This window comes from Asticcacaulis benevestitus DSM 16100 = ATCC BAA-896 (assembly GCF_000376105.1).
In the GTDB taxonomy this organism is placed as follows: domain Bacteria; phylum Pseudomonadota; class Alphaproteobacteria; order Caulobacterales; family Caulobacteraceae; genus Asticcacaulis; species Asticcacaulis benevestitus.
Genome location: NZ_AQWM01000034.1, coordinates 1 through 18,652, shown reverse-complemented (window position 1 = coordinate 18,652; position 18,652 = coordinate 1). Strand labels below are relative to the sequence as shown.

General features: G+C 59.5%; 16 protein-coding genes. 9 read left to right on the top strand and 7 right to left on the bottom strand.

Annotated elements, in window-relative coordinates; genetic code table 11:
* The first annotated feature begins 116 nt into the window (after positions 1–116).
* From B060_RS0119580 to B060_RS0119565, 4 genes are all read left to right on the top strand, one after another.
* Positions 117–2,213, top strand: a complete 2,097-nt coding sequence (locus tag B060_RS0119580) for a dipeptidyl-peptidase 5 (protein WP_018083508.1) — start codon at positions 117–119, stop codon at positions 2,211–2,213.
* Between the two features lies 1 nt (position 2,214).
* Positions 2,215–3,159, top strand: a complete 945-nt coding sequence (gene bla, locus B060_RS0119575; protein WP_018083507.1) for a class A beta-lactamase — start codon at positions 2,215–2,217, stop codon at positions 3,157–3,159.
* Complete coding sequence (locus B060_RS0119570) at positions 3,156–4,079, top strand: glutaminase (protein ID WP_018083506.1); 924 nt, start codon at positions 3,156–3,158, stop codon at positions 4,077–4,079. Before bla ends, B060_RS0119570 begins: the two co-directional genes overlap by 4 nt.
* A gap of 69 nt (positions 4,080–4,148) precedes the next feature.
* Positions 4,149–5,102 carry a hypothetical protein gene (locus B060_RS0119565; protein ID WP_018083505.1) on the top strand — a complete coding sequence of 318 codons (954 nt, stop codon included), beginning with the start codon at positions 4,149–4,151 and terminating at the stop codon, positions 5,100–5,102.
* Here the strand turns inward: B060_RS0119565 and B060_RS0119560 are convergent.
* Complete coding sequence (locus B060_RS0119560) at positions 5,071–6,522, bottom strand: protein adenylyltransferase SelO family protein (RefSeq protein WP_018083504.1); 1,452 nt, start codon at positions 6,520–6,522, stop codon at positions 5,071–5,073. The two genes, B060_RS0119565 and B060_RS0119560, sit on opposite strands and share 32 nt — an antisense overlap.
* On the bottom strand, positions 6,515–6,889 hold the full coding sequence (locus tag B060_RS0119555) for a cystatin domain-containing protein (RefSeq protein ID WP_018083503.1): 375 nt from the start codon (positions 6,887–6,889) through the stop codon (positions 6,515–6,517). The genes B060_RS0119560 and B060_RS0119555 overlap by 8 nt, the downstream gene beginning before the upstream one ends.
* Positions 6,890–7,476: 587 nt before the next feature.
* Between B060_RS0119555 and B060_RS0119550 the strand changes: the two genes are divergently transcribed.
* Positions 7,477–10,053 (top strand): TonB-dependent receptor, encoded by a 2,577-nt coding sequence (locus B060_RS0119550; protein WP_018083502.1) that lies wholly within the window; start codon positions 7,477–7,479, stop codon positions 10,051–10,053.
* 217 nt (positions 10,054–10,270) lie between these two features.
* Here the strand turns inward: B060_RS0119550 and B060_RS0119545 are convergent, their stop codons facing one another.
* The 4 genes from B060_RS0119545 to B060_RS0119530 all read right to left on the bottom strand — a co-directional run bounded on the left by B060_RS0119545 (position 10,271) and on the right by B060_RS0119530 (position 14,607).
* A complete protein-coding gene (locus B060_RS0119545; protein WP_018083501.1) occupies positions 10,271–12,076 on the bottom strand; it encodes a long-chain-acyl-CoA synthetase in 1,806 nt (601 codons plus the stop codon).
* Positions 12,077–12,237: 161 nt separating this feature from the next.
* Positions 12,238–12,822: a DUF1989 domain-containing protein gene (locus B060_RS0119540; RefSeq protein WP_018083500.1), complete on the bottom strand. Its 585-nt coding sequence runs from the start codon at positions 12,820–12,822 to the stop codon at positions 12,238–12,240.
* Positions 12,823–12,834: 12 nt separating this feature from the next.
* Positions 12,835–13,521 carry a guanitoxin biosynthesis heme-dependent pre-guanitoxin N-hydroxylase GntA gene (gene gntA, locus B060_RS0119535; protein ID WP_018083499.1) on the bottom strand — a complete coding sequence of 229 codons (687 nt, stop codon included), beginning with the start codon at positions 13,519–13,521 and terminating at the stop codon, positions 12,835–12,837.
* A gap of 99 nt (positions 13,522–13,620) precedes the next feature.
* Entirely contained in the window at positions 13,621–14,607 is a 987-nt protein-coding gene (locus B060_RS0119530) for an ATP-grasp domain-containing protein (RefSeq protein ID WP_018083498.1), read from the bottom strand.
* Between the two features lie 229 nt (positions 14,608–14,836).
* Between B060_RS0119530 and B060_RS0119525 the strand changes: the two genes are divergently transcribed.
* Positions 14,837–15,310, top strand: coding sequence for a glycine zipper domain-containing protein (locus tag B060_RS0119525; RefSeq protein WP_018083497.1), 474 nt, complete (start codon positions 14,837–14,839; stop codon positions 15,308–15,310).
* Between the two features lie 200 nt (positions 15,311–15,510).
* On the opposite strand, the gene B060_RS0119520 is transcribed toward B060_RS0119525, so the two are convergent.
* A complete protein-coding gene (locus B060_RS0119520) occupies positions 15,511–16,302 on the bottom strand; it encodes a PhoH family protein (RefSeq protein WP_018083496.1) in 792 nt (263 codons plus the stop codon).
* Between the two features lie 373 nt (positions 16,303–16,675).
* Between B060_RS0119520 and B060_RS0119510 the strand changes: the two genes are divergently transcribed.
* The 3 genes from B060_RS0119510 (at position 16,676) to B060_RS0119500 (ending at position 18,564) form a co-directional block, all read left to right on the top strand.
* Positions 16,676–17,203 carry a gamma carbonic anhydrase family protein gene (locus B060_RS0119510; RefSeq protein WP_018083494.1) on the top strand — a complete coding sequence of 176 codons (528 nt, stop codon included), beginning with the start codon at positions 16,676–16,678 and terminating at the stop codon, positions 17,201–17,203.
* Positions 17,204–17,280: 77 nt separating this feature from the next.
* Positions 17,281–17,607 carry a TFIIB-type zinc ribbon-containing protein gene (locus B060_RS0119505; RefSeq protein WP_018083493.1) on the top strand — a complete coding sequence of 109 codons (327 nt, stop codon included), beginning with the start codon at positions 17,281–17,283 and terminating at the stop codon, positions 17,605–17,607.
* Positions 17,608–17,655: 48 nt separating this feature from the next.
* Positions 17,656–18,564, top strand: a complete 909-nt coding sequence (locus B060_RS0119500) for an alpha/beta hydrolase (protein ID WP_018083492.1) — start codon at positions 17,656–17,658, stop codon at positions 18,562–18,564.
* Positions 18,565–18,652 lie beyond the last annotated feature (88 nt).

The window sequence follows — 18,652 nt, the reverse complement described above, 5'->3', positions numbered from 1 at the left end:
GCCTTTGTCTCTATAATGGGCGTGAAAATTTGGCCATCTTTCTCGCTCGGCGCTCGACAAGCCCGGCAAAGGGGGCTTTAAACGTACCAATCGTAACAACTGACACAGGTTGGTCCATGTTCTTTTCTTCCAAAATCACCGCAGCCCTTCTGGCCGGCTCGGTTTCGCTGGCCGCTCTCTGCGGTGCGGCGAATGCTGCCCCCTTCACCTACAGCGATATGATCAAGCTCGATCGTATCAACGGCTTCAAGGTCGACAGCAGCGGCCGTTACGCCGCGCTCGATATCCGCGCCACCGACATGGACAAGAACAAGGGCGTCAGTTCGCTCTGGCTCAAGGATCTGAGCCAGCCGGCCACGCCTGAGGTCAAGCTGGCCATTTCCGAAGGCGGCGCGTCCAACGCGCAATGGAGCCCCGATGGCAAGTCGATCTACTTCCTGTCGTCGCGCGGTGAGGGCGGTTCTACCCAGGTGTGGAAGACCGATATCATCGGCGCCAAGGCCGTTCAGGTCACCCGCCTGCCGCTCGATGTCGGCGCCTATCAGGTGACGCCGGACGGCAAGGGGCTCGTGCTCTCGCTGGCCGTTTTCCCCGAATGCAAGGGCAATGAAATCTCCTGCACCGTCCAGAACCAGGATGCGCGCAAGGCCGACAAGTCGAGCGGCGAGGTCTACACCAAGCTGTTCGTCCGCCACTGGGACACCTGGGCCGATGGCACGCGCAACCACCTGTTCTATGTCCCGCTCGACGGCGCTTCCCCCATAGCCCTGACCGACGGCTATGATGGCGATGTGCCCTCCATGCCATTCGGCGATGAGGCCGACTACACCATCTCGCCCGACTCCAAGACTGTCTGGTTCTCCGCCCGCGAGGCAGGCAAGACCGAGCCATGGAGCACCAATTTCGACATCTATTCCGTACCCCTGACCGGCGGCGCGATTGCCAACCACACCAAGGATAACCCCGCCTGGGATGGCAGCCCGCGCCTGTCGCCCGATGGCAAGACACTGGCCTATGTCGCCATGAAGCGCCCCGGTTTCGAAGCCGACCGTTTTGGCATCATGCTGAAGAATGAGAACGGCAAGACCACGGCTCTGGCGCCCGGCTGGGATCGATCGGTCGCCGGCATCCAGTGGAGCCAGGACGGCAAGAGCCTGCTGGTCGATGCCGATGACGTCGGCAAACACATCCTTTTCCGCGTCGACGTGAAAACCGGCAAGGTGACGCCGCTGACCAAGGGCGGTCACACCAACGCCTATGCTGAGACGCCGCGCGGCTTCGTCTTCCTGCAGGACAACCTGAAGCGCCCGTCGACCTTCTATCAGGCCAAGGCCGGTGCCGCTGTCCTCGATGATGGCGCCACCAACCTGACTCGTTTCAACAGCGTGCTCGATACCCTGACTACGGGGGCTTATGAGCAGTTCAGCTTCAAGGGCTGGAACAACGAAGAGGTCCACGGCTATGTCGTGAAGCCGGCGGGTTATGTCGAGGGGCAAACCTATCCGGTCGCCTTCCTCGTCCATGGCGGGCCGCAGGGCTCGTTCGGCGACGGCTGGTCCTACCGCTGGAACCCGGAAACCTATGCCGGCGCCGGCTATGCGGTGGTGATGATCGACTTCCACGGCTCCACCGGCTACGGTCAGGCCTTCACCGACGCCATTTCTGAACACTGGGGGGATCGTCCGCTCGAAGACCTGCAAAAGGGCTGGGCTTTTGCGCTGGATAAGTACAAGTTCCTCGACGGCAACCGCGCATGCGCGCTTGGCGCCTCCTATGGCGGCTATATGATCAACTGGATCGCCGGCAACTGGAAGCAGCCCCAAGGAACTAAAGGATGGAAGTGCCTGGTCGAGCATGACGGCATCTTTGACACCCGCACCATGGCGGAGGAAACCGAGGAATTGTGGTTCTCAGAGTGGGAAAACGGCGGCGCGCCCTATGACAAGATGGCCAAGATGGACGCTTTCAATCCCGCGTTCCACGCCAAGGACTGGTCGGTGCCGCAACTGGTCATCCACTCCGACAAGGATTACCGCGTCGTGCCGGGGCAGGGCATCGCCACCTTTACCGCGCTCCAGCGTCAGGGCATTGAATCGGCCTTCCTGCGCTTCCCCGATGAAAACCACTGGGTGCTCAAGCCGCAGAATTCGATGAAGTGGCACAAGACGGTCTTTGACTGGATGGACAAGTATACCGCGCCAGGAGCGAAGTAGCATGCTGTCGCGACGTGGCATCCTGATCGGCGGGGCGGCGGTGGCGGGCCTCTTGCCACTTACCGCCTGTTCGGAAAAGGTGACGCGGGCACTTGGTTTCGCTCAGCGCATGATCGAGATACAAAAGCGCCATGGTGGCCGCGTTGGCGTTTCCGCGTTGACCGGAAGTTCTACGGCCAATTCTGAAGCCAATGGGTCTTTGAGCATCCAGTCGACCGAGCTCTTCGCCATGTGCTCGACCTTCAAATGGGTGCTGGCCGCCGCCATCCTACAGCAGGTCGATCAGGGCAAACTCAAGCTGGCGCAGACCGTCAAATATGGTCCCAAAGACCTGCTCGACTACGCGCAGGTGACGAAAATGCATGTCGCCAAGGGGGAGATGACCATCGGCGACCTGTGTTCGGCGGCTGTGGCGCTCAGCGACAATACGGCGGCCAACCTGCTTCTGCCTCTGGTTGGCGGACCGGCCGGCCTGACGGCCTTTGTGCGCGGCCTTGGCGACAGCATCACGCGCTTTGATCGCAACGAGCCGTCGCTCAACACCAATATCGACGGCGATGAACGCGACACCACCACGCCGGAGGCCATGAGCAATCTGCTGCGCACGGTCTTCACCGGTCCTCTTCTCAAACCGGAAAGCCTTAAACCGCTCAAGGACTGGATGGTGGCGACCACCACCGGCAGGGGCCGCATCCCCTCTGGTCTTCCCGCCGGTGCGGTGCTGGGCCACAAGACCGGCAGCGGCGCCAACAACGCCACCAATGATGTCGGTGTCATCTGGCTGCCCGGCAAAGACCCGGTGTTTCTGTCGATCTACACCACGGGCGGCACGCTCGATGATGCCGGCCGCGATCAGGTCATTGCCGATATCACCCGCCTGGTTTTCGATACGCTGGCCTTCGTCACCACGCTCGATGACAAAACGTCTGGCAGTGCAGCGTCTTGAAACATACCGCCTCTCTTGATGACGTGCTGGCCGAGGTCGCCGTTCTGGTTCGGCCGCACTTCGGCAAGGGACGGACAGCGAGCTATATTCCGCAACTGGCCGGCGTAGATCCGAAGAAGTTCGGCATGGCGATCTGCACAATCAAGGGCGAGGAAAGCGTCATCGGCGATGCCGACGAGCCGTTTTCAGCCCAGAGCATCACCAAGCTGTTCTCGCTCGGCCTGGCGCTTAACGCCATCGGCGACGAGGTGTGGACCCGCGTTGGCAAGGAGCCTTCGGGCACGCCGTTCAATTACCTGTCGCAGCTTGAGCAGGAGGAGGGCATTCCGCGTAATCCCTTCATCAATCCGGGCGCACTGGCCGTTACCGATATCCTGCTCGATGTCGTCAAATCGCCCGATGCCTTCGTGCGCGACTTCATGGGGATGCTGGCCAACGCCCCGCTGACCATAGATGAAGCCGTGGCGACCTCTGAATTAGAGACCGGCCACAAGAACCGCGCCATCACCAACCTGATGCGCGGTTTCGGCACCATCACCCATCCGGTCGATGCGGTGATGGAGGCCTATTGCCGGCAATGCGCCGTCACCATCACCTGTCGCCAACTTGCGCGCGCGGCCCTGCCTCTGGCCGCCAAAGGCTTCTCGCCGATTGTCGAGGAAACTGTCTTCCACGAACGCCTCAACCGCCGGCTCAATGCGCTTCTGCTGACCTGCGGCATCTACGATTCGGTCGGCTCATTCGCCTATCGCGTCGGGCTGCCGGCCAAAAGCGGCGTCGGCGGCGGCATCGTCGCGGTGGTGCCGGGACAGGCCACCATCGCCGTCTGGTCGCCCGAACTCGACCGCTTCGGCACCAGCGTGGTCGGCGCTTCGGCGCTGGAGCATTTTAGCCAGCTCACCAACTGCTCGGTACTGTAAGTGCAGGCCGCGAAAACCGGATATTAAACCTTGCGTGCTACGGTTGAGAAACTCTGAGGAACCGCGCCCATGTCCGCACTTGCCGAACTCACCGACAGCCTGACCCGCCGCGCCGCGATCGGCGCCGAAGACGTTCTGGCCATGCGACGCCTTATCTGGAACGACACGCAGGTCAGCAGCGAAGAAGCCGAGGCCATCATGGCGCTCAATTCAGCCTGTCAGCTGCGCTCACCCGAATGGATCGACTACTTTGTCGAGGTCATGCTCGATTATATCGTTCATCAGCAAGTGCCTCAGGACTATGTTGACCAGGCCAAGGCCGACCGGTTGATGCATTGGATCGACAAGGATGGCCGGGTGGATTCCCTCAGTGAGCTGGAATTGCTGATCAGGATTTTGGAAAGGGCCGAGTCCGCCCCCGAAAGCCTTAAAAAATATGCTTTGCAGCAGATCGAAACGGCTGTCCTGACTGGTAGCGGCCCAACCCGCCAGGCGGGTGAATTTGGCGGCGGCGCGCTTGATCCGGGCAGCATTAACGCGGTCGAGGTCGAGTTGTTGCGCCGCATTCTTTATGCCCAAAGCGGCGCTGACGCCTATATTGTCAGCGCCAGCGAGGCAGAGATGTTGTTCCGCATGAAGGATGCCACCCTGCGTGCCGATAATGCGCCAGTCTGGGACGACCTGTTCGTCAAGGGAGTCGCCAACCATCTGATGGCGCATCGCAATTATCAAACCTTGTCGCATGACGATCAGGTGAAGGTCGAGCGTTATGAAGCTGACACCCATGTCAGCCTTGGGCGCTTCTTTGGACGCATGTTCGGGCAGGGTGGGGCGGAACTTCCGGCGGCTGCCATGGGTATTTCCACTCAGATGAATGATGAGGCTGCGGCGGCGGTTGATCACGCCGTCACGCCTCAGGAAACGCAGTGGGTGATCGGACAGATCCGCGCCGATGGTCGCTACGATACGCTGGAAAAGAAGTTGATCGCCTTTATTCGCGCCGAAATGACGAGTAGCCTGTAAGCCCTAACGCCTGACGATAGGTCTCAATCAACGCAAGCTTCGCCTCGAACAATGACCAGTCGTCTTCGATAGCGATCTGCGCCCATATGGTCTCAATCTCATCGATCAGCAGGGTTTCCGGATCGCCTTGCGTAAAACGCGGATGGTCAAGCTTTTCCGGCGCGGCGGTTTCGTAGGTTTGCAAAACTTCGTGGAACGCCGTGAAGGACGGGCCAGCATAGTTATCTCTGCGCGGTCCCGTCATGGCGCGGCCTTCGCTCAGCGCACCGCCAAACCAGTCATAGAACAAACCCTCGAAACTGCCCTCAGCGCACAGATCTGACAGAAGGGCATAGACGGTCTTCACCAGCGGCGCATTGTCGGCTTGCGCAATAAGGTTCAGCCGGTCGCAGATGGCCAGACCCAGTTCATGCTCGTACCGGTCATTGAAGGCGTTGAAACTCTCGATCAAGGGCTCAGGCGCCGTGATCAGGGTCAGGCAGCGGCCAAGCTGGCCCAGGTTCCACAGCACCGCGTCGGGCTGGCGGCCATAGGCGTAAAGGCCGGTATGGTCGAAATAGGCGGCGGTGAAGGCCGGATCGTAGGCCGGCAGAAAGCGGTAAGGGCCATAATCGAAGCTCTCGCCGGTGATGTTCATATTGTCGGTATTGAGCACGCCGTGGACGAAGCCGGCGGCCATCCAGCGCGCCGCCAGTTTCGCCGAGGCGGAAACCACGGCATCGAACACGGCCGCAGCATCGGACATTTTGTCTTGCGCTACCGCTTCGTTGCTTGAGCGCACGGGGTAGTAGTTGGCGATGATAAAAGCCATCAGATCGCGCATGGTCTCGGCATCATTGAGATAGGCCAGGCGCTCGAAGGTGCCGAAGCGGATATGGCTGTGACTCAAGCGCACCATGACAGAGGAGCGTGTCGGCGAGGGCTCGTCACCGCGCACGAGATCCTCGCCGGTCTCGATCAGCGAAAAGGTCTTGCTGGTCGGCACACCGAGTGCTTCCAGCAGGGCGGTGGCCAGAACCTCGCGCACCCCGCCTTTCAGGGTCAGCTTGCCGTCGCCGCCGCGCGACCACGGCGTCTTGCCCGTGCCCTTGGTGCCGAGATCGAGCAGGCGGTTTTGATCGTCATACATTTGAGCGAACAGGAAGCCGCGCCCATCGCCGAGATCGGGATTGTAGTGGCGAAACTGGTGGCCGTGGTAACGCAGGGCCAGCGGCGCCGGCTGATTATCGGGCAGGGGGGCAAAGCGGCCGAAATGCTCGATCCACGCGGTGTTACTCAGATCGTCCAGACCCACGGACTGCGCCGCGCGGTCGTTTCGATAACGTATGGTGGTCTGCGGGAACTCGGCGGCACTGACGGTATCGTGCAGGGCCAGCGTGCTGCACTGGAGCAGGGGCGCAGGGCGGTAGGGGTTAGTCACAGGTCTTCACATCCTGCCAGGACGTCAGTTCATAGCTCCCGTCGAGCCCCTGAAACACCTTGGCGGCGACAAGACGACCGTCCTTGAACAGGCCGAACTTTGGCGCTGCGACGCGCAGGCACAGGCTATAGTCCATGCCGGCCACCACCTGCTGTCGGGCGCTGACAATCTGCTTCAGAGTCATTTTTTTTGGCGCCGCGCTGATCGCGAAATCCGCCGCTGCCCTGATAGCCTTGTCGGTGACATCGGCTTTCTGAAAGCCACCCACCAGCGGTGGGGCCGGCTCACGCGCCTGAGCCTGAGCTGAAAAAGCGGGGTTTGCGGCGCTGATGGCGAGCAGCAGGAGGGCCAGGGAGACAGGTTTCATGGGGATGCTTTCCGTGAGGCATGCGGCGATTCTGTGGGGCGGTTTATCGCGTTTCGCCCGCCTGCCGCCTGTACAGGCCAAAATAGCATGTCTTTCCGTGCAAGGGCTAGGGTATTGGCTGTGATGGGTGTGTCTTTTATGCGGCATTCGCCGGGTAATGAGGCTGTTTTCGGCCTTCATAAAGCCAGATAAGACCGGAAAAGGCGCCTTGGTAGCGGTAAAATCACAGGTTGTCCTAAGGTCAACGCGATCACTGCGTGCAGATGCAGCAATCGCGCAACGATACGCGTCTCGCCGTGTGAACCAAGATTTAAAAGGGATTTAAATAATGGGAAAGTCTTTGTTTGTATATTTTTAAGCAAATAGAGGCATGTTTACCTAAGGTAATGTGTGCGCTGCGATGGCAAATCAATCGTCGTTTGTTTCCGTTAACGTCATGTGTTACATTACTGGAAGTAAACAGCGACCCGTAAAAAGCGGGCACTGTTTACCGAAACAACAAATAATAAAATATCCAAGCAGAGATGAAATTTACCTAAGGGAAAGAAATGCAAAGCGCCATTCATTTACTTAAAGGCCGCCCTCTCATGATGGGCGTCGCCAAGGCCGCCCTGTTGACAAGCGTCGCCCTGCTGGTCACCGCGCCGGTCGCAGCCTTGGCCCAGGACGCCACGCCTGACGCCGCTCCCGTCGCCTCCGAAGACTCAACCACCGTTATCGTGACGGCGCAAAAGCGCGAGCAGCGCCTGCAGGATGTGCCGATCGTTGTCACCACTCTGTCGGCCAAGCTGCTGCAGGACGCCGGCGTCCGCGACATCAAGGACATGCAGATCCTGACGCCCGGCCTGACCGTGACCTCGACCCAGAACGAAACCCTGACCACGGCCCGCATTCGCGGCGTCGGCACGGTGGGTGATAACCCCGGCTTGGAATCCTCGGTGGGTGTGGTCGTCGATGGTGTCTACCGTCCGCGTAACGGCGTGGGCTTTGGCGATCTCGGCGAAATGGAACGCATCGAAGTCCTGAAAGGCCCGCAAGGCACGCTGTTCGGCAAGAACACCTCCGCCGGCGTCATCAACATCATCACCAAGAAGCCGTCCTTCACCTTCGGCGCAGAAGGCGAGGCCACCTTTGGCAATTACGGCGCGCAGGGCTACTCCGCCTCTGTGACCGGCCCGATCGTTCAGGATCTGGTCGCAGGTCGCCTCTATATCGCCAAGCGCTCGCATGACGGTTACACCGATGTCGATACCGGCGTTGGCCCGCGCACGCTCAAATCCGACCAGGATCAGGACTTCACCACGGCGCGTGGCCAGTTGCTGTTCACGCCGAGCGCCGACGCCGAAATCCGCGTCATTGGTGATTTCAGTCACCGCGATGAATATTGCTGCGTCGCCGCCCAGACCCGCACCGGCCCGACCGGCGCCATCATTCAGGCCCTGAGCGCCAATCATGGCCTCGCCACCACGGCTGATCCGGAAGCGCGCCTGGCCTATTCCAACCGCGACACCCATCAGGTGGTGCGCGACGGCGGCGTTTCGGTCGAAGGCAATTTCAAGCTCAACGGCCTGTGGGATTCGACCCTGACTACCGTCACCGGCATCCGTGACTGGAAGGCCACCAACGGTCAGGACCTCGACTATACCGGCGCCGACATCCTCTATCGCAAGGACAACGGCGACTTCAACGCCCGCTTCAAAACCTTCTCGCAGGAAGTGCGTCTGGCCGGCGCCACCGAGCACCTGAACTGGCTGGTCGGCGGCTTCTACGTGAAGGAAGACCTGACCCGTGCCGATTCCTACGTCTACGGTTCGTCCTATGAGCCCTATATCGGCCTGCTGCTTTCCAGCGGCACGGACCCGGCCTTCGTCTCCAAGCTGACTGGCCGTCCTTTCGGCACCAACTTCAAGGCCGGCGAGCAGGCGCGCGATCACTACACCCAGTCGGATGAGAGCTATGCCTTGTTCACCAACAATTCGTGGAAGGTGAACAACGCCCTCGAACTGACCATGGGGCTGCGCTACACCCACGAAAAGAAGAGCATGACCGCGCTCTACACCAACAGCGACAATGGTGTCGGTTGCGGCACCGGCGTGCAGAAATACGGTCAGGCGGCGGCCCTGCTGGCAGCCAAGGGCGGCAACACCACCGCGGCCGTTGTGGCCGGTGCCAATCCTTACTGGGTCGGCGCCATCGCCACCGGCAAGGCCAGCACACTGGTCGGCGCGCTTTGCCCGTTCTGGGCCAATCCGGGCTTCAACAACCGTCGCTCTGAAGATAGCCAGTCCGACGGCGATCTGTCAGGCACGCTCAAGGCGGCCTGGCACGTCACCGACGATGTCATGCTCTACGGCTCCTATGCCCGTGGCTACAAGGCCGGCGGTTTCAACCTCGATCGCGCCCAGACAGGCATCACGCCTGACACCAATCTGTGGTTCGATCCTGAAACGGTCGATTCCTATGAACTGGGTCTGAAGACCGCTCTGTTCGATGGCGCCCTGGCGCTCAATATCACCGCCTTCGATCAACAGTATCAGAACTTCCAGCTCAACACCTTCCTCGGCACCGCCTTTGTGGTTGAATCGATCCCCGATCTGAAATCGCAGGGCTTTGACGCAGATGTGTACTGGCGCACGCCGATTGCAGGCCTGAGCTTCCAGGGTGGTGTCTCCTACGCCGACACCAAGTATGGTAATTTCACCGCGGCCGATCTCGATAATCCGGCGCATTTCCCGGGCCTGTCCCTGTTGCCGGGGGCTCAGGTGTCGTTTGCGCCGAAGTGGACCTCCTCAGGGGCGATCACCTGGGGCCATACCTTCGGCAAAATCCGCACCTCGGCCAACCTGACGGCCAAGTACACCTCGGACTACAACACCGGTTCCGATCTGGTGCCGTTCAAGGCGCAGGACGGCTATACGCTCGTCAACGCCCGCCTGTCGTTTGGTGCGGCCGACCGGGCCTGGACCGTCGAAGTCTGGGGCCAGAACCTGACGGACGTGTCCTACAAGCAGGTGGTCATCAACGCGCCGCTGCAAGGCCAGGGCTTCCAGTCGACGGTTCAGGCAGATGGCACCTATTATAACAAGGCGCTGGACACCAATACCTATGACGCTTTCTTGGGCGCGCCGAAGACTTATGGTGTCACCCTCCGCGTCAAATACTAGGCTAGTCCTACTGGGAGGGGCTGCAAAGCGTCATCTTGTTGCGCTCCGGTGCTCACGTACTTAAGTACGCTCCGCTCCGGTACTCGCAAGCTAACTCTTTTGGCTACGCCGAACTTCGTTTCGCCGCCTCCCAGCGGACTATCCCCGAGGGTGATAAAAGAACCCCCGCAGAGCGATCTGCGGGGGTTCTTGTGTTTGGTCGGTGGCGAGGCGGGACTTAGAACCGGATCTTATCGGCGGCGATATCGGTCAGGATCTCGGCGGTCAGCGGCACGAAATCCTCACCGATACAGACGTAGATCGGATCGGTCGTCAGGGTGATGTCGTAGCCCACCTTGATCAGGTCCATCTTCTTGTATTTGAATGTACCCGTCGTTTCGGCATCGTGCAGCAATCGGATAAATTTCGGACGCGCCCAGGTCGGCAGCTTGCTGTCGACGAAGTCCTTGAATGTCTTCAGGTCGAAGCCTTCGCGTGTGATCAGCGAGGCCATGCCGGCCTTACCGTCCTGATTGGGCACCACGACGCCATAGATGATGGCTTCCTCGACACCCGGTGCGGCGGCGCTGTATTCGGCCACTTCCGAGGTTGAGACGTTTTCCCCCTTCCAGCGGAAGGTGTCGCCGATGCGGTCGATGAAATAGAGATAGCCGGCCTTGTCCTGCTTCATCAGGTCACCGGTGCGGAACCACTGGTCGCCCTTCTTGAAGACGTCGGTCAGGATCTTCTTCTGCGACGCCGCCTTGTCGGCATAGCCCGAGAAGGCGTGGCGGGCATCGCCGGCGATCTGGCCGATGGCCTCGCCGATCTCACCCGGCTTGCATTCGTAGCATAGACCGTTCGATTGCCGATCGGGTATCTCGCTCTCGACATCAAAGCGCACCAGCCGCACGTTGAAGCTCTTCTTGAGGAACTTGGGCACGCGGGCAATGGCGCCGGAATGGCCGTCGAGATTGAACAACGACACGTTGCCTTCGGTCGAACCGTAGAACTCAAGCACGTCCTTGATGCGGAAGCGCGCCTTGAAATGATCCCAGACTTCCGGGCGCATGCCGTTACCGAAGACCATACGCACCTTGTGCTTGGTTTCGTCATCCGGATTTGGGGCCGGCGGCGAGTTGGTCAGGTAACGGCACAGTTCGCCGATATAGACGATGTGGGTAATCCCCTGACTGCGCACATCGCTCCAGAACTGGCTGGCCGAGAACTTGCGCTTGAGCACCAGACCGGCGCCATTGAGCAGGGCCGCACCGATGGCGCACAGGCCGCCGGTGGAATGGTACAGCGGCAGAACGCAATAAAGCTTGTCGTCAGGCTTCATGCTGGTCAGGCCGGCGAAGGCCTTCATATAGAGCTGGGCGCGGGCGTTGGAAATCTTGGCCGCTTTTGGCAGGCCGGTCGTGCCTGAGGTGTAGATATACAGCGCGACCGAATGGGCGGTCAGGCTGCTGCGGAACTCACGATCGGGACGCACGCTCGACACGCCCTTGAGCGCGGCATCGAGACTGCGGCAGTTTTCGCTTTCATCGTCGCGCGCCAGATCAAGCACCCACAGCGCCTGATGACGCTCAACCTGGCTCTCGATCTCCTCGAAACAGGTGCGGGTCGTCTGATCGACAATGGTCAGGCTGGCCACGGAGATATTGATACAATGCGCCAGACCGGGGCCGGTGAGGGAATTGTTGATCAGCGCGCTGACGACGCCGATCTTGTTGAGACCGATCCAGATGGCCAGGTAGTCGAGCCGGTTGGGCAGGAACAGTGCCACCGTATCGCCGGGCTTGAGGCCGCGCTGACGGCCCCAGTGGGCGTAGCGGTTGGCCATGGTATCAAGCTGCTGATAGGTGAGGGACTTGCCCTCAAAGGTGATGGCAGTATTGGTGGGGAACTTCGTGGCCGCGGCTTCGAAATCGTCGCAGACCAGATTATGTGAATCTGGATTGACGCTCTTGATGCGGCGCAGGATACGTATCAGGCGCTTAAGGAAGACGAAATCACGCTTGATATTGGCGACTAGGCGCATACGCTTTTGACTCCCGTTACGGCACAGCAATCTGACTTGCTTTATTATAAGCAAGGTATAGCCGAATCGTTACAGGTAAACCCTCAAAATCGTATGAATCGTCTTTTTTCTAAGGGATTTGTTTGCCCCTGCGGTAGGGGAAAGCGCGCTTTTGCGGCCGCTTAACCCTCCACGGCATAATGAATAGGCTTGAAGGCGTAGTTGTTCGACTGCAAGGCCGAGCAGGCCGTCAACGCCACGATCAGGTCCATATCGGCCTCAAAAAGAATATGATCGCCCGCCTTGCTGAGCGGCGGATCGACCGTAAGCGCACCATTTTCGCCATTGACCTGCACGTTCATGAAGATGTTGAAGGCAACCGGAATCTGGTCGGGCTTGATGCCGTAAGGCTCCAGAGCGTGCGACAGGTTGCCGAAACAGCCGTGATGCGGATGCTCATCGCCATAGATGATGCGGAAGGTATCCTTCGAGCACGGCGTCAAAAGGAAATCATGGCGACCGACCATATCCTCTATGATTCGCAGCATGATGTTGCTGCGGTTGGAATAGAGCGGATCACCCGTGCTCAGGTAAAGCTTGGACGCGTAGTCGAGTGTGCGCCCTGAGGAGATCACCTCATCCGTGTCGGCGGCATTGAAGGCCAGCATGTCGGAGACCTGTTCGCCCTGCGGATCAATCACGCGCAGTCTCTGGCCCTTGTTGAGGCGGAAGGCGGCGCCGGTGCGCGGGGAGATGATGTTCGTCATAAGCTATCCTGATCAGGGTTTGAAAGGGCATTGCCAGCCGTCTTCGACGTGGCGACCACTATATTGCGCGGCTTCGGAGCTATCGCCATGACGCGACAGCATGGGGTTGGGTGATCCGGCCAGAGCGACATCGCGGCCGATGATGTTCTCACGCAAGGTTTCATAGCGCCCGTCGGCGCGCAGTTGCTGAAACTGGTCATGGGCGTTGAATACGATCGCCGGTGATGAGAAGCGCCTTGCCGGGCGGCTGGCGCCGGGGTGCAGGCCCACCAGATAGAAGGCCTCACCGGCGAAGCTTAGCGAGAATTTCGGACTGGTCACATCGGGGCTGACGCGCGGATCGTAAGGAAAACCACGCTTGACGTCGATATCGTGAAGCGCCTGAATGCGAGACCACAGCGCGCGCTCAAAACTGTCTTCCGACAGGATGTCCCTGGTATCAAAGATGACCACGAAGGTTTGGAACAGATCTGGGTGCGCCTTGAAATTGATGGCGAATTCACTGAGCTTATCATAGACCGTGGCGTCATCTCGGGGGCAGCGGATATCACCGGCCTCGATAATGTTCATCTGGTGGCGGGCCAGCGCCGACTTGGCGCCGACGCAAGGAAAGGCCTTGTCGCGGATAAAGGCCTGAAAAAGATCACTGGCGCTCTGGCTTTCATTTAGGCTTTCTGGCCTGGTCATTGTGTCAAGCATGGTGCGTCCTTGAATTGGACGCACACCCTAGTGAAACACGGATAAGGGGTATGTTGGGAAGGCCAGTACGACAGGCAAACAGGTCGTAAGGCATTGTCTTTATGCCGGGCTCACTAAACGGCGCAAGGCGGATGACAGCCGGTTCATCGAACGGACTTTGTCTCTCCACGACAGGGCGATCAGCGGGCCGAGGTCGGTCTTGTTGACATCGACGATGTAGATACGGCCATCGCCGCGATCGCGAAGGATATCGAGTCCGCCCCAATCGAGCCCCATGCGCGCCGTGAACTGCCGGATTAGCGCCTGCTCCTGCGGCGTGTAGATATCGGCGACCTCGGCCAGCGCAGCGCTGCGGTTATGGATCGAGAACCGGCCTTCCGGCGTCTTGACCTTTATCCACACGAGCACCGCCTCACCGCCGGCGCAAGGCGTGCGCAGATCGTGGCAGCAGCCGTCAGAATCGCGTGAGTCGATGAGGCGCTGATACACAAAGCCGGAACGCGGCGGGCAGGGCGCCATAACGATGCGGCCACCATGCACGCCATTCTTTTCCGGCTTCTCGACTATTTCACCTGCGATCAGCAGAGGATTAACTGCCAGGGGATAGCCGAAGATCTCTTCAAATACGCGCGTGACGTGGCTTTTGGAGATATCGGTGCAGCCATGATTGAAACGTTTGGCGACCAGCGAGGCCGGCGCATCTCCGGTCGTGCTGTCGTCGAAATAGATGGCGGCGTCGGCATCCTGGGCGCGTTTGGCCAGGTCGATCCCGCTCCACATGGCGGCCCCGCGCACCAGATACCACGGGCGTGGCTGATCCGGCGCAAACCACAGGCGCGGTCGCGGCCGTCCGGTCAGGTGCGTGCCAAACGCCACGAGATGGACCAGGGCCAGATAGAGCACCCAGTTGAAAATTTCATGGAGGACGTGAGGATCGAGCCTGATCCTTATGCCGGTCTTGCGGATCAGGATACGTCCGTCGCGCCATTCAAAATCGCTGAGCCAGCCATCAGGACGCAAGATAGGGGCGTCGGGCGCGGTATGTTTAAGCGCGGAATCCTTAAGTTCAGTCTGGGCAAGCGACATAGGTTTCCCCTAGCCGCCATGATGCGGTCAGAGGGATGCTAACTTATTTTTCCTAAGCGGCATGTGAGCAAATCGCCTGTAAATGTAAGCGTTGTATAAGCTTTTCCTTCATCCTGCGTTCAGGTGAGGCTGTCTATGGTGGTCTTGCACGCGAAATTGTGCCATGTAATTACCGTAATTCTTGTCCAAATCGCGCCCTAACAGCCATACGGCTCCGGAGATTAAGATTATGACTCGTTTCACCACCCTCAAAATGCCCGCCCTGGCGCTGGCCGCCGCCGCCATGACCTTCGGCACCGGCGTCAGCCTGGCCGTTTCCGCCTCGGCCGAGCCTCAGCCCTACGTGGCCGACGGCCGCTATGACGGCTATTGCTACGTCAAGAAGTCGGACCTGGCCGGCAAGGACGCCGCCATCGGCGCTGCCGCCGGTGCACTGGCCGGTGGCCTGCTCGGCAAAAAGGGCGACAAGACCAAGTCGGCCGTTATCGGCGGCGCGGTTGGTGGCGCGGCCGGTTATGTGATTGGCAAGAACTCCAACGAAAAAGTCCGCTGCCGCAATGCCAGCTATTATGTCTATAACAAGGGTTTTTATGAGCCCGCAGCACGCCCTGATCACCGCGTGGTCTACTTTGAAGATCGTCCGGCGGGCATGAACTATTACTACATTACGTCCAAGGGCAAGGTCCTGCGCTACAAGGGCTAATGGCTCTCATCGCCAAAGTGCTTTTCGCCCCTTCCGCCCTGTGCGGAAGGGGCTTTTCTTTGCGCAGAAGGTGACAAATCTCCCCCATGATCACGTTGCAGGCCTTATAGCCTATGTCAGGTTTGCGCCTGTATCCGGCCATAAAAAAAAAGGGCGGCAGAAGGGGATGCTGCCGCCCTTTTTCCCCGGATCGGCTGCGCCTACAGCACGCCGAGCATCTGCGCCACGAGCGGATGGCGCACGATATCCTTGTCCTTCAGGCGGACGACCTCGATGGTTTCGACCGCCTCGAACTTATCGGCGACATCGGCCAGGCCGGAAATACCGGGCAGCAGGTCGGACTGGTGCGGGTCGCCGGTCACGACCATGGTCGAGTTCCAGCCGAGACGTGTCAGAAGCATCTTGAGCTGCACATAGGTGCAGTTCTGTGCCTCGTCGATGACCACGAAGGCGTTGTTGAGCGTGCGGCCGCGCATGTAGCCGACCGGGGCGATTTCGATCAGGCCTTCCGCCATCAGCGCCTTGACACGCTTCATGCTGAGACGATCTGTCAGGGCGTCATAAAGCGGGCGCAGGTAGGGGGCGAGCTTGTCTTCCATGGCGCCCGGCAGATAGCCGATCGATTCGCCAGCCTCGACGGCGGGGCGTGACAGCACGATGCGCCCGACCTTGCCGGCTTCCAGCGCTTCGACCGCCTTGGCGATGGCGAGATAGGTCTTGCCCGTGCCTGCTGGCCCAAGCGCCAGGACGAGGTTTTTATCGTCGATGGCGGCCATCAACGCAGCCTGTCCCTCAGATTTCGGCTTGATGGTTTTCACATAGGACTGGTCACGCGGACCATCGGCCGAATTGGCGACCGGTCCCATGGGCGACCAGCCGTTGTTCACACCGGCACCATGAACATTCAGCCGGCGAACCTTGTTGTCCGAGGCGTATTGCTCGGCATCCAGATTGCCTTCGCGTACAAAACGTTTGGCGGCGCGCTTGGTCATGGTGGGCTCCTTTAAAGCATGAAAAAAGGCGACGCCGTAAATGGCTCGCCTTTGGTGCGGGGATACAGGTTGGGGAGGAAGCTTCGGCAACAGCGGGGAGAGGCGCCATCGCCCGAAAGGGGCGGTGGAGGTGAAGCAAGGGACGAAAACGCTACCCGAATTGCCACATTGACCTCTGAGGGTGAAACCCAAGACCTGTTGATGCCGATCATCAAGGGGCGGTGTTGATTCTACCCCTTGTGATGACGGTATCAGATTCGTTTACTATGGTTAGCGATATCTTAAAAATACCGTACGCCGTGACAATTTCGCAAAAACGTAATAAAGACGACACGTTTCAGACATGGCTGTGGGCGGGTAGAGGAGTTTGATGATGGGCCTGTACCGACTGGGGCAGAAGACCCCGAAATTGCCGGAAGACGACCGTTACTGGATCGCGCCGGGCGCCGATATCATCGGTGATGTGACGCTTGGCGACGATGTCAGCGTATGGTTCGGCGCGGTGATCCGCGGTGACAACGATCCTATCACCATCGGCGCGCGCACCAATATCCAGGATGGCGCCGTGCTCCATTCCGATGACGGCCTGCCCCTGACCATCGGCGCGGACGTGACGGTGGGCCACAAGGCGATGATCCATAGCTGCGAGATCGGCGATAACAGCCTGATCGGTATTGGCGCGGTGATTCTGGCGCGTGCCCGGATTGGTAAGAACAGTATCGTCGGCGCGGGCGCGCTGGTGCCGGAAGGGAAAGAGTATCCGGACGGCGTGCTGCTGATCGGCCAGCCGGCGCGGGTGGTGCGTGAACTGACGCCGGAGCAGATCGGCAAGCTGACGCACTCGGCGGCGCACTATGTTCGCAACTGGCGACGCTTCAAACGCGATCTGACAAAGATCTGACATTTCGGTGATCGGACTTGATCAGGGTGTTTGGCACCCAATCTCATAGAGGTAACGCAACTTTCTGAGGAGTATCCATGTCTGCCTTGATCTGCCCGGTGTGTAAGGGCTCTTTCCGTGAGGTTATCCGTGAGGGCATCCTGATCGATGTCTGTACGCAGTGCCAGGGCGTCTGGCTCGATCGCGGCGAACTGGAAAAGCTGATCACCCTGTCGCAGGCTGATAACGATATTCCCTTGCCGCCGCCGTCGCAGCCGCGTTCGCAACCTAGCTATCGCCGCGATGACCGTGACGATGACGACGACCGGCGGCGCCATGAAGCGCAAGGTCAGTATGATCAATATGGCCGCAAGAAGAAAAAGAAGGGCTTCGACTTCGGCGATATCTTCGATTTCGGAGACTAAAGACACCAGGCTTGTCAGGCGCGCGAAATAGCGATAGCTGCTCCGGCCATGAAAATGACGATCCTATGCCTGATCGGGCTGCTGGCCCTAAGCGCCTGTAGCCCGACCGTTCCTGCGCAGCAAGCCGCTACATCCGCCGCGCCGCAGCCCTATGTTCTGAAAAACACCGAGGTGCGCGATATTCACGCGCAGGGCTTGAACCGTGATTATCAGGTCTTTGTCGGCCTGCCGGACGATTATGCCGAGCATCCGGACAAAACCTATCCGGTGCTGTTCGTCACCGATGCCGACTATGCCTTCCCGCTGATCCGCAGTATCGCCCGGCGCGTCGGCAATCATGGCGAGGACTTGCAGCCGTTTATTCTGGTGGGCTTGTCCTATGCGAAGGGTGATACGGGGAATTTTAGCCGTAACCGCGACTATACGCCGACCAAGGGCGGGCAGGGCGAAAACGCCGACGGCAAACCCTATATCTATGGTGAAGCCGCCGCCTATCGCGCCTTCATCAAGGATGAGGTCTTTCCGCTGATTGCCAAGACCTATCGCGCCGATATGGCGCACAAGATTTTCGCCGGTCATTCCTATGGCGGTCTTTTGGGCGCGGATATTCTTCTGAGCGATCCAGGCATGTTCGAGTCCTATATCCTGAGCAGCCCGTCGCTGTGGTTCGATGACAGGGTGATTTTCGCCCGCGAGGCGGCCTATGCCGAAACGCATAAAGACTTATCCGCCAGGGTTTTCATGGCGACGGGCGGTTATGAGGTGGTCGGGCCGGACAAGCGCAACAACACGACGAATGATCTTGTGGCCGATATGCACGCTATGGAGAAGACCTTGAAAACGCGCGACTATCCTCACCTCAAGGTGCAGTCCGAAGTGATCGAGGGTGAAGACCACCTGACGGTGGCGCCCGATATCATCACGCATGGTCTGCTGTGGGCCTTGGGGACGAAATGAACCTGACGTTCTTAGGCGCTAGAGCATTTTGCGACCTGTTTGACTCTTGGGGTTTCCAAAAGACTCGAATAGTGATTCAAGCTGGAGG